11 protein-coding genes are annotated in these 12170 nt (G+C 32.6%); 9 read left to right on the forward strand and 2 right to left on the reverse strand.

Annotated elements, in window-relative coordinates; genetic code table 11:
• Window positions 1-41: 41 nt before the first annotated feature.
• The 7 genes from GQR98_RS14705 (at window position 42) to serB (ending at window position 5694) form a co-directional block, all read left to right on the forward strand.
• Window positions 42-983: an MlaD family protein gene (locus GQR98_RS14705; protein WP_159020159.1), complete on the forward strand. Its 942-nt coding sequence runs from the start codon at window positions 42-44 to the stop codon at window positions 981-983.
• Window positions 984-990: 7 nt separating this feature from the next.
• Window positions 991-2307, forward strand: a complete 1317-nt coding sequence (locus GQR98_RS14710; protein WP_159020160.1) for a (Fe-S)-binding protein — start codon at window positions 991-993, stop codon at window positions 2305-2307.
• Window positions 2308-2310: 3 nt separating this feature from the next.
• On the forward strand, window positions 2311-2673 hold the full coding sequence (locus GQR98_RS14715; RefSeq protein WP_159020161.1) for a hypothetical protein: 363 nt from the start codon (window positions 2311-2313) through the stop codon (window positions 2671-2673).
• Between the two features lie 32 nt (window positions 2674-2705).
• Window positions 2706-3497 (forward strand): (Fe-S)-binding protein, encoded by a 792-nt coding sequence (locus GQR98_RS14720; protein ID WP_133965779.1) that lies wholly within the window; start codon window positions 2706-2708, stop codon window positions 3495-3497.
• A 74-nt stretch (window positions 3498-3571) separates the two neighbouring features.
• Window positions 3572-4057 (forward strand): ABC transporter ATPase, encoded by a 486-nt coding sequence (locus GQR98_RS14725; protein ID WP_159020162.1) that lies wholly within the window; start codon window positions 3572-3574, stop codon window positions 4055-4057.
• A gap of 23 nt (window positions 4058-4080) precedes the next feature.
• On the forward strand, window positions 4081-4341 hold the full coding sequence (locus tag GQR98_RS14730; protein ID WP_159020163.1) for a hypothetical protein: 261 nt from the start codon (window positions 4081-4083) through the stop codon (window positions 4339-4341).
• A gap of 129 nt (window positions 4342-4470) precedes the next feature.
• Window positions 4471-5694 carry a phosphoserine phosphatase SerB gene (gene serB, locus GQR98_RS14735; RefSeq protein WP_159020164.1) on the forward strand — a complete coding sequence of 408 codons (1224 nt, stop codon included), beginning with the start codon at window positions 4471-4473 and terminating at the stop codon, window positions 5692-5694.
• A gap of 71 nt (window positions 5695-5765) precedes the next feature.
• Here serB and GQR98_RS14740 read toward each other — a convergent pair whose 3' ends face one another.
• The gene (locus GQR98_RS14740; RefSeq protein WP_159020165.1) at window positions 5766-6608 is read right to left on the reverse strand and encodes a universal stress protein; all 843 of its coding nucleotides are present in this window, start codon (window positions 6606-6608) and stop codon (window positions 5766-5768) included.
• Window positions 6609-6654: 46 nt separating this feature from the next.
• Window positions 6655-7614, reverse strand: a complete 960-nt coding sequence (locus GQR98_RS14745; RefSeq protein WP_159020166.1) for a hypothetical protein — start codon at window positions 7612-7614, stop codon at window positions 6655-6657.
• A gap of 444 nt (window positions 7615-8058) precedes the next feature.
• On the opposite strand from GQR98_RS14745, the gene GQR98_RS14750 reads away from it, so the two are divergent.
• Entirely contained in the window at window positions 8059-10974 is a 2916-nt protein-coding gene (locus GQR98_RS14750) for a glycoside hydrolase family 3 N-terminal domain-containing protein (RefSeq protein ID WP_159020167.1), read from the forward strand.
• An 18-nt stretch (window positions 10975-10992) separates the two neighbouring features.
• A complete protein-coding gene (gene bshA, locus GQR98_RS14755) occupies window positions 10993-12132 on the forward strand; it encodes an N-acetyl-alpha-D-glucosaminyl L-malate synthase BshA (RefSeq protein ID WP_159020168.1) in 1140 nt (379 codons plus the stop codon).
• The last annotated feature ends 38 nt before the right edge of the window (window positions 12133-12170 follow it).

Raw genomic sequence — 12170 nt, forward strand, 5'->3', positions numbered from 1 at the left:
ATTATCTTAAATTTGTCTTTGTTATTTAAAGAAAATACAATTTGAAAATATCTAGAGAAGTAAAAACAGGCATATTAGTATTATTAGGAATTATCCTTTTCATATTTGGGTTTAATTACCTAAAAGGGCAGAACCTATTAGATAGTTCTAAAACCTACTACGCAGTTTACGATAATGTTGAAGGTTTAGCACCAGCAACACCTGTAACTATTAATGGTCTTAACGTTGGAAAAGTTATTAGTTTGAAATTTAAAGGCGATGGTTCGGGTAAATTATTAGTAGAATTATTGGTGGATAATGATTTTGAATTTTCAAAAAACAGTATCGCACAATTGTATGATACAGGTTTAATAGGCGGAAAAGCCGTAGCTATTATACCAGCTTTTGATAATGCAGGAACAGCTGAAAATGGAGCTATGTTAACAGGAAAAATAAAAGCAGGTTTAACAGATGCCTTAGCAAGTCAATTAACACCGTTACAAGCTAAAATTGAAATTATGCTTACAAGTGCCGATGCTTTAATTTCTAATTTAAATGATGTTTTAGATGAAAAAGGAAAGGCAAACTTAAAGTCTAGTTTGGCTAGTTTGAGTGAAACCATGAATTCTTTTCAAGGCACTTCAAAAGCTTTAAATAATATCATGCAAACCAATCAATCTAAAATCACTACAGTTTTAACTAATGCTGAAAGTGCAAGTAACGATTTGGCTAAAATGACGGGAGAACTTTCTAAAACTGATTTAGCAGCTACCATGAAGAATTTAGAAACTACGCTAGCGAGTTTTGAAAACATTATGGCAAACCTAGAAAAGGGAGAAGGTACCATGGGCAAACTATTAAAAGACGACGATTTATACGATAATTTAGAAGGTGCAACCGCAGAATTAGAGTCTCTATTGTTAGATTTTAAATTACACCCAAACCGCTATACTAGAATTCTTTCTAAGAAAGAAATTCCATACCAAGAACCAGAAACTAACTAAGATTTAAATGACATATTTACCAAACATAGTATTCGCTATAATTTTATTTTGTGGCATTGGATATTTTGCAAAAAATGTAAAAAAACTATTCCGTAACATTAACCTCGGTCAAGATGTTGATGTTAGCGATAACAAACCCGAACGCTGGAAAAACATGGCACGCATTGCTCTTGGGCAAAGTAAAATGGTGCGTCGTCCTGTTTCAGGATTTCTACACATTGTGGTTTACGTCGGTTTCGTTATTATAAATATTGAAGTTCTAGAAATTATAATCGATGGTCTTTTTGGTACACACCGTATAGGTTTAAGTGTTTTACCAACATCTGTATATGGATTTTTAATAGGTACTTTTGAAGTTTTAGCATGTCTAGTTTTTGTATCAGTTATCATATTTTGGATACGTAGAAATGTAATCAAGATTCAACGTTTTTTGAAAAGCGAAATGACTGGTTGGCCAAAAAACGATGGAAACATCATTTTGTATTTCGAAATGGTTTTAATGAGCCTTTTCTTAATAATGAATGCTACCGATTTGCATTTCCAAGGGTTAAACTCAGGAAATGTTATCAGTCAATATATTGCACCAATGTTTTCAGGTTTACCCGAAGCAACGTTGCATTTTATAGAGCGTAGTGCTTGGTGGATACATATTGTTGGTATTTTAATTTTCTTAAACTATCTATATTTCTCAAAGCATTTACACATATTATTAGCGTTCCCAAATACGTTTTACGGTAAATTAAAGCCAAAGGGTCAATTCAATAATTTAGAATCGGTAACTAATGAGGTAAAACTAATGATGGATCCTAATGCCGATCCATTTGCTGCACCAGCAGAAGGCGATGCCGATGAAGTTCCTGCTAAATTTGGAGCTAGTGATGTGCAAGATTTAAGTTGGGTAAGTTTATTAAATGCTTATACATGTACCGAGTGCGGACGCTGTACTAGCGAATGCCCTGCAAACTTAACAGGTAAAAAATTATCACCTCGAAAAATAATGATGGACACACGTGACCGTCTAGAAGAAGTTGGTAAAAACATCGATGCCAACAATGGTGAATTTAAAGACGACGGTAAGCAGCTTCTTGGTGATTATATAACAAACGAAGAAATTTGGGCATGTACAAGTTGTAATGCTTGTGTAGAGGCTTGCCCTGTAAGTATAGATCCTTTATCGATAATTATTGAAATGCGTCGTTATTTAGTTATGGAACAAAGTGCGGCCCCAACGGAGCTTAATAACATGATGACCAATATTGAAAATAACGGAGCACCATGGCCATACAATCAAATGGACCGTTTGAATTGGAAAGATGAAAAATAATGAATGAGATACGCTTTAATCATATTAATTTTAACTTTATTTTGTTTTAATCAGGTTCAATCTCAGGTTGGATACCAAAAAGATTCATTACAAATAAAAGTTTACGCTGCGATTGACTATGTAGATAGTCATCCATCAGAAATTAAGGTTAAAAAAGTGTTTTGTGATTATTGCTCAGAATTTCAAATAGAAAAACTATCAGAAGAGGCTTACCGAAGAACGTTTTTAATTCGTAACGATAAAAATGTTCGACTTACAAATGGTACCTTTAAACATGCTTTATACATTAGAGTTTCAAAAAAGGATTTAGCGGGTTTAATAAGAGAAAATTTTGAAGTAGAAGAAGAAGTAAAATCAAAGAATTAAAATAAACCATTTTAATTTATAAAAGAATAAAAATGAGCGAACAACTAAACGTACCAACCATGGAAGAACTCATGGCTCAAGGCAAACAACCCGATATTTTATTTTGGGTAGGTTCTGCTGGAAGTTATGATGATAGAGCCAAGAAAATAACACGTGCTTTTGTTAAAATATTAAATAAAGCCAACGTTAATTTTGCTGTTTTAGGCACCGAAGAAACTTGTACAGGGGATGTTGCAAAACGTGCAGGTAACGAGTTTTTGTTTCAAATGCAAGCCATGATGAATATCGAGGTACTAAACGCTTATGAAGTTAAACGTATTGTAACCTGCGATCCGCATTCTTTTAATTGCTTAAAAAATGAATACCCAAGTTTAGGTGGTAAATATGATGTTTTACACCATACACAATTTATAAAAGAGTTAATCGAATCTAAGAAATTAGAGATAAAAGACGGGGTGTTTAATGGAAAACGCATTACTTTTCATGACCCTTGTTATTTAGGTCGTGCAAACTCAGAATATGATGCACCACGAGATGTATTGGCAACATTAAATGCTAACCTTCTCGAAATGAAACGTAGCAAATCGACTGCATTATGTTGTGGAGCAGGAGGTGCGCAAATGTTTAAAGATGCAGAAAAAGGGGATAAGGAAATAAACGAACTTCGTACTGAAGATGCGCTTAAAACTAACCCAGAAATTATAGCAACGGCTTGTCCATATTGTATGACCATGATGAGCGACGGCGTAAAAGTGAAAGAAAAAGAAAGTGAAATAACCGTTTTAGATATTGCAGAATTAATTGCACAGTCTCAAGGTTTATAAATAATTTAATTTAATAAATGAAGGATGTTTAGGCTTAATTAACCAGAATATTATTCATCTTATAAAGAAAAAAAATGCTAGTAGATTTTAATATATTACCACCAGAATCACGCGTTTGGATATATCAAGCCAATCGTTCGTTTAATGAGCAAGAGCTAGAAGAAATTAAGGTTAAACTTAATGTTTTTATAGAAAACTGGACGGCACACGGTAGTGATTTGCAATCGGGTTACACTATAGAATACAAACGTTTTATTGTGATTGGTGTTAACCAATCTATGAGTCAGGCTACAGGTTGTTCCATAGATGCTTCGGTGCATTTTATTCAGCAATTAGAAAAGGATTACAACGTCGATTTAATGGATAAAATGAATGTGTCTTACAAGCAAGGTGAATATGTAGCCTATAAAACATTAACAGATTTCCGTAAAATGGCAAAAGACAAAGCGGTTTCTAAAAACACTATTGTTTTCAATAATTTAGTTGCTAATGTTGGTGAGTTTAAAGAAAACTGGGAAGTTCCTGCGAGTGAAAGCTGGCATAGTAGATTTGTAAAGTAATTATTTTAATGTAAATATAGACCGTGGATAAAATTGATAAAGAAGTTTTCCATTGGTCTATATGGAAATTGATTAATTATGTCTATGGCATATCAATTGTTATGGCTATAACTGTTGGAGTATGGACATTACTCTATGTGATTGGAGGAATGCAAGATGATAATACTAGCCAAGAAGGTTTAATTAAAGTATGGGGATTTATCATTTCATATATAATTTTTAGAAATGTAATAAAATCTTTTTTCAAGAAAAGGACTAACGATAGTCTAGATGAAGATTATTAGTTTATTTAGCATTTTCCTGAAATAATTCACTAAAACCCCTTAATTTCTAAGAATCATTCTTTGTGAAAAATTTTCATAATTCAAATAGAATAATGATTTTTACATCTTTGAAAAAGTAAAAACTAAATTATGGCTAAAGAGATTGTTTTATTAAATATTTCAGGACAGGATAAACCAGGTTTAACATCAAGTTTAACTGGCGTTTTGGCCGAATATGGCGCAAAAGTTTTAGATATTGGTCAGGCCAATATTCATGATACATTGTCGCTCGGTATTTTGTTCGAAATAAAATCTAAAAAGAAATCGGCAGCCGTTTTAAAAGATTTACTTTTCAAGGCTTATGAGCTTGGTATTTCGGCTAAGTTTACTCCAATTTCTTTAGATAAATATGAAGATTGGGTTACACTTCAAGGTAAAGACCGTTACATTGTAACACTTTTAGGTGAAAAATTAGCAGCTAAACAAATATCTGAAGTAACGAAAGTAATTTCAGAAAAGAATTTAAATATTGATTCTATTAAACGTTTAACAGGGCGTTTATCTTTAAAAAAGCAATCTGAATATCCACGTGCTTCTATTCAACTTTCCATTCGTGGTCAAATTGATAATAAAGCTGAAGTTACTGCGAAGTTTATGCAAATTTCTAATGATCTCGATGTTGATATCGCTTTTCAGGAAGATAATATTTACCGTAGAAACCGTCGTTTAGTTTGTTTCGATATGGATTCTACGCTAATACAGGCTGAAGTTATTGATAAATTAGCAGAACTTGCTGGTGTTGGAGATGAAGTTAAAGCTATTACAGAATCGGCTATGCAAGGGGAGATTGATTTCAACGAAAGTTTTAAACAACGTATGAACCTTTTAAAAGGCTTAAGTGAAGAAGTTCTGCAGGATGTTGCTGTAAATTTACCAATTACAAAAGGAGCTCGCCGTTTAATTGATACCTTAAAAAGTTACGGTTTTAAAACTGCTATTCTTTCTGGAGGATTCACATATTTTGGTGAGTATTTGAAAAAAGAATTAGGTATGGACTATGTTTATGCTAACCAATTAGAAATTGTAGATGGTAAGTTAACTGGTGGCTATTTAGGAGATATTGTTGACGGTAATAAAAAAGCAGAATACTTAAAAGAAATAGCCGCAAAAGAAGGTATAGATATAAGTCAAACTATTGCGGTAGGCGATGGTGCCAACGATTTACCTATGCTTAATTTAGCGGGGTTAGGGATTGCATTTCATGCGAAGCCTAAAGTAAAAGATAATGCACAAAGTTCTATATCTAGCATAGGTTTAGATGGTGTTTTATACTTGTTAGGCTATCACGACAGACATATAGATTTAATTGAATAAAGATTATTTCTTTAATAGAATAAAAAAAGCTCTAAAAATTTTTAGAGCTTTTTTTTATGGATTACATTTTCTTAGTCACGATAAATGGCCATTATTGGTATATCGAAGTTGTTTAACAAATCTTCAGTTAAACTAAAAGAGAATAGACGCTGGTAAAAATTACGTTTATGGTTTATTAAGCAAACCATATCTATTTTATTATTAATGCAGTATTCCGTAAGCGATTTTTTCAGGTTAATGGAATCTATAGAAATAAACTTTACGTTATTAAGATGAGCTGAATCTAACGATTTTTTAAAGGTTTCCATTAGTGGAGAAATAGATTCTACATGAGCCAAATCGAAATGGATAACATGTAAATTTGAGTTAAATTCTTGCGATTTTTCAATAACATCTCCTAACGGTGTAATTTCATCTTCTTTATAATCTACAAGAAAAACAATGTTATCCAGGTAACCATCAAAAACAGCTTTTTCTGGCACAGCAATAACCGGTTTACTAATTTCTTCTAATATTTTTATAGTATTGGTTTCCATAAAAATATTGAACAGACTATTTTGGCTACTTTGCGTACCCATTATAATCAAGTCTATTTTATCTTCTTTTTTTATAATGTACTTTTTAAGAGACTCAACAAAAGTACCTTCATCAACAACATATTTTACATTTAAGTTTCCAACTTTACTGTTTTTAATAAGTTTTTCAAAAGGAGGGAACTTATCTTTTTTACTTCTGAAATTCTGAATATCAACTTTGTTATAAACAGCCTGAGCATCTTCATTTAAAGGATCTCCGGCGGTATAAGTGTGATATACAATTAACTTTGAATTAGACTTTTGTGCATATTCCATAGCATATGTAAAAGCATTTAAGGATAATTCGGTAAAATCTGTTGGAAATAATATGCTTTTCATTTTTTTAACGATTAGGGTTATGTTTTAATTTTAAATGGAAGTAAGGTTATAACGTTGCTAAATATTTTACAGCATAAACTAGAACAATACTCACTACAAGGCCTATAAAAACTTTAAACAAATCCATACCTAAATTACTAAACATAGCTCTTCTAGGTTCATTTTTTCTAAGCATGTAGTTTAATGCAATTTCTCTACCGGCCAGAATACCTATAAACACCCAGGTGGTACTCATTGGCACATTATTTAACTCCTTAAAGTAGAATAAAATAATACCGTATGTAAAATCTATAAGCGTAGCAGACCTTAAATCGACGGTGTTGGTTTTAGATTTAATAATACCTTGTATGGCACCTCCTTTTTTCGCGATAATAAAAGCGAGCATCACTAATATAATAATTAACGAGAATATTAACTGCCATAATTCGAGTTGTCTTGGCAAGTAAACATAAATATTTGCAAAATCCTGAATAAGCCATTGCGACCATAAAAAACCAGTAGAACCCCACTGTAAGGCGGTCCATATTTGGTTTTCTTTTGCTGTAATTGGGTTTTCTATAAATTTTTTCTCTAGTACTTTAGATATGGCCAAATACAAAATAATGGCAGCAACAAAAGAAACCGCATAACCAGAAACAGATTTTAACACCATATCGGTTAAATTCTTTTGGTTAAAAAACGTAAGAATTAAAAATGATGTGCTTACAGGAATTCCGGTACGCGTAAGTATCATTAAAATAATAGGAGGTAATATATAATACCATGAAAACGGGTTTGGCATAGGGTATTTTTCTAAACGTCCATAAGAGACATCGCCATCATGAGTTATGTAACCATAGATTAGGGTAAATGTTAGAATACCACCTGCATAAAGCCACAACACCCACCATTTCTTTCGTTCATTAGAGCTTAGAAAAGTCCCTAACGTTTGGATGGTATCATTACCTATTACAGAATAGGCGGCTAATGTAAAGCCAAGATAAATAACTACTATTGAAAAATCCATTGATAATTTTAGTATGGTTGTTTTTTTAATGGGAGTAAATAACGCTTTTAAAACAATGCGATATGTTATATAATGTTTATTATTTGGTTAAATGTTATTATTTACAAATATCTCTAAATCTGTAGTTTATTAGGACTCTTCTAAATGATGATAAAAAAAGATTTTAATGTTTGTTTTATGCTAAATGATGGGGATATAATGGCAGATTCATTTTTCAATTTGTGTATACCACTGAAATATGTTAATTCTACTTAAAAGGCTGTTCTAATATAAAATGATAAAAGTGTATAATTTGTAATTTACTTGAACACAGATTTTAAATCTGTTACAAACTTCTGTATAAATCTATCTTAAAGTCTTTTCATCTTCTTTTTAAAAGTATTATTTTGGCATGATTATTAGTATTGTATTAAACGACTAGTAATTTCTTAATTAATTCTTTTTATGCGTCATATAAAATTTACCGTAGTTTGTCTGTTTTCAGTACTTTCTATTTATGGTCAAAATTCTAAAAACCCCTTAGAAACAGCCAACCCTCAAGCTCAACACAAATGGGTAGATAGTGTGTATTCTTCGCTATCCTTATCCGAAAAAATAGGGCAATTGTACATGGTTCAGGTCATGTCTAGCCAAAGTGCCGCAACAAAAGTTAAGGTCGAAAATTTAGTAAGAAACAACCATATTGGTGGTGTAATATATTCTAATGGCGGACCATACCGTCAGGCCAAACTTAATAATCAACTGCAGGCGATATCAAAAATTCCGCTTTTAGTTGGTATGGATGCCGAATGGGGCTTAAGCATGCGTTTAGATTCTACTTATGCTTTTCCTTGGAACATGACGCTTGGAGCTATTAAAGATGATAAATTAGTTGAAGAAGCTGGTCGATATATTGGCGAACATTGCAAACGTTTAGGTGTACATTTTAATTTTGCACCTGTTGTAGATATTAATACTAACCCTAAAAACCCAATTATTGGTAACCGCTCTTTTGGTGAAGACCGAGATAATGTTACTCGTAAGGCTTCTGCTTTCATGAAAGGAATGCAAGGCGCAGGAGTTTTGGCTAATGCAAAACATTTTCCTGGTCATGGCGATACCGATCAAGATTCGCATTTAACATTACCAACTATTAGTTTTAATGAAAAACGCATAGATTCTATAGAGTTATATCCATATAGAAAATTAATTACCGAAGGACTTTCTAGCGTTATGGTGGCGCATTTAAATGTGCCTGGTTTAGATAATTCTGGTGTGCCTTCATCTTTGTCAAAACATATTGTTACCGATATTTTAAAGGAGAAACTAGGCTTTAAAGGTCTTATTTTTACTGATGCCTTAACTATGAAGGGGGCTGCCGATTTTGATGAAACGGGCGATATTGATTTAGCTGCTTTTAAAGCCGGTAACGATGTGATGCTAATGTCTGAAAATGTAAGTATTGGTATTTCTAAAATTAAAGAAGCTTATAATAGAGGTGAAATAACAGAAGCACGATTAGAACTTTCGGTTAAAAAGATTTTAATGGCTAAGTATAAAGTTGGTTTACAGAATTATAAACCTATCAGTTTAAAAAATCTTGGAAAAGATTTAAATAGACCAGAAGATGATATTTTATATGAAGAACTGCTAGAAAATGCTATTACTGTTGTTAAAAACGAGAATAGCTTAGTCCCTTTGAAAAAGTTGGAAATTAAATCGATAGCTTATGTTAATTTAGGTGACGATTCTGGTGATGTATTTTTTAATGAACTTAAAAAGTATGGTAAAGTACATGCCGTAAAAGGAAATAATTTAGAAGAATTAATGGGAAGGTTAGAACCTTATAACACCGTTATTGTTGGTTTACATCGCTCTAACGCTAATCCATGGAAAAGCTATAAGTTTACAGAGAAAGAGATTGGTTGGTTGCACGAAATTTCTAGATCGCACAACGTAATTTTAGATATGTTTGTTAAGCCTTACGCACTTGCCGATTTAAGAACTATGGCAAATATTGAGAGTGTTATTGTAAGTTACCAAAACAGTGCTATAGCACAACAAAAATCTGCACAGCTTATTTTTGGAGCTATTCCTGCAAAAGGAACACTTCCTGTTTCTATTGGTCAGTTTTATAACGCTGGCGAAGGTATAGATAGTGAGGCTATAAAACGTTTAGGTTATACCGTTCCGGAACGTGTGGGAATGAATTCTGAAAAATTAAACAGAATAGATTCTATCGCTAATTATGCTGTAAACAATAAAATGACACCCGGAATTCAACTTTTGGTTGCTAGAAGAGGGAAAGTGATTTACAATAAAAGTTTTGGAAAACACACCTATAGCGGAAAAGAAAAAGTAGGTTTCGATGATATTTACGATGTAGCATCTCTAACAAAAATATTAGCAACCTTGCCTTTGGTAATGGAGTTAGAAGAACAAAACGTTATTTCGCTAGATACTAAATTAGTAGAAGTTTTACCAGAATACAAAGGGTCTAATAAGGAGAATGTAACTTTCAAGAAGATGCTTTCGCATTATGCGCAATTACGCCCATGGGAACCCTTTTATTATCATACTTTAGATACAGTAACTAAACGCCCTAGTGCAAAATATTATAGAAAAATTAGAAGTCTAGAATTTAATGTTGAAGTGGCTAAAAACTTGTTTTTAAGAACTGATTATCAGGATTCTATTCCAAATATTATTAAAGATTCAGAATTACTAGATCGCTTGAGATACCGTTACAGTGACTTCCCTTATTATATCCTAAAGAAATTTATTGAAGAGTATTACGACAGAACGTTAGAGCAATTAACGCAAGCTCATTTTTATGAGTCTTTAGGTGCGAATAATACTATGTATAATCCGTACCATAAAATAAGTAGTAAAAAAATTGTACCTACGGAAGAGGATAATTATTATCGTTTTCAAAAAGTACATGGTTATGTACACGACATGGGGGCAGCCATGCAAGATGGCATTGGCGGTCATGCCGGTGTTTTTAGTAACGCCAATGACGTTGCGAAAATTATGCAAATGTATTTGCAGAAAGGGTATTACGGCGGAAAGCGTTATTTAAAAGAAGAAACTGTAGATAAGTTTAATACGCGTTATTTTGAAGCTCAAAATAACAGAAGAGGAATTGGTTTTGATAAACCTCAATTAGGTACGGTAGGACCAACATGTGGTTGTTTATCTATGAAGAGTTTTGGGCATTCTGGTTTTACAGGAACTTATGCTTGGGCAGACCCAGATAAAGAAATTGTATATGTTTTTTTAGCAAATAGAACTTATCCAAATGCAGGTAAAAATTTGTTGTTGAAAGAAAATATTAGAACAGAAATTCAGCGTTTAATTTACGAAGCGATTGAAGATTAAAATTTTAAATTTAAGAGCATGAAAATAGGTATAGTGTGTTACCCAACATTTGGAGGTAGTGGTGTTGTAGCAACAGAATTAGGTTTAGAGCTTTCTAAGCGTGGCCATGAAATCCATTTTATTACATATAACCAACCTGTGCGATTGGAATTATTGGGCAATAATGTTCATTATCACGAAGTAAATGTACCAGAATATCCATTGTTTCATTACCAACCCTACGAGTTAGCTTTATCGAGTAAATTGGTCGATATGGTGAAGCTTCATAAAATAGAAATCCTTCATGTACATTATGCTATTCCGCACGCATATGCGGCTTATATGGCTAAAAAAATGCTTATTGAAGAAGATATTTATGTGCCAATTGTAACTACACTTCATGGTACCGATATTACACTTGTTGGTAGTCATCCGTTTTATAAACCAGCTGTAACGTTTAGTATCAATAAATCTGATGCTGTTACTGCGGTTTCAGCGAGTTTAAAGGAAGATACATTACGTTTGTTTGATATAAAAAACGACATTGATGTAGTGCCTAATTTTATAGATTTAGAAAAGTATAAGCATCATGGCGTTACCGAGTGTCAGCGTGGTATGATGGCTAAAGACAACGAAAAGATAATAACGCATATTAGTAATTTACGTCCCGTAAAACGAATAGAAGATGTTATTAGTGTTTTTTATAACATTCAAAAAGCAATGCCAGCCAAGCTGATGTTTATTGGTGAAGGACCTGAAAAGGAAAAGATGGAAATACAATGCGCTGAACTAGGTATTACAGATAAAGTAATTTTCTTCGGAAGAAGTAATGAAATCGATAAGATACTTTGCTTTAGTGATTTATTTTTATTGCCATCTCAAACGGAAAGTTTTGGTTTAGCGGCTCTAGAAGCTATGGCGTCTGGTGTTCCTGTAATTTCAAGTAACACTGGTGGTATTCCAGAAGTTAATGTGCACGGTGTTTCAGGGTATTTAAGTGAAGTAGGCGATATTGAAGATATGAGCAAAAATGCTATACATATTTTAAGCGATGAAAATCGATTAAAAACCTTCAAAGAAAACGCTCGAAAAGAAGCTTTGAAATTCGACTTACACGAAATTGTACCTCAGTACGAGAAAATTTATGAAAAAACACTAGCCAAGTGTTTGGTGCTTTAAAATTATGAAAGTAACTCAGGTTTAAATCAACTCATATT

The organism is Algibacter sp. L3A6 (assembly GCF_009796825.1).
Classification (GTDB): Bacteria; Bacteroidota; Bacteroidia; order Flavobacteriales; family Flavobacteriaceae; genus Algibacter.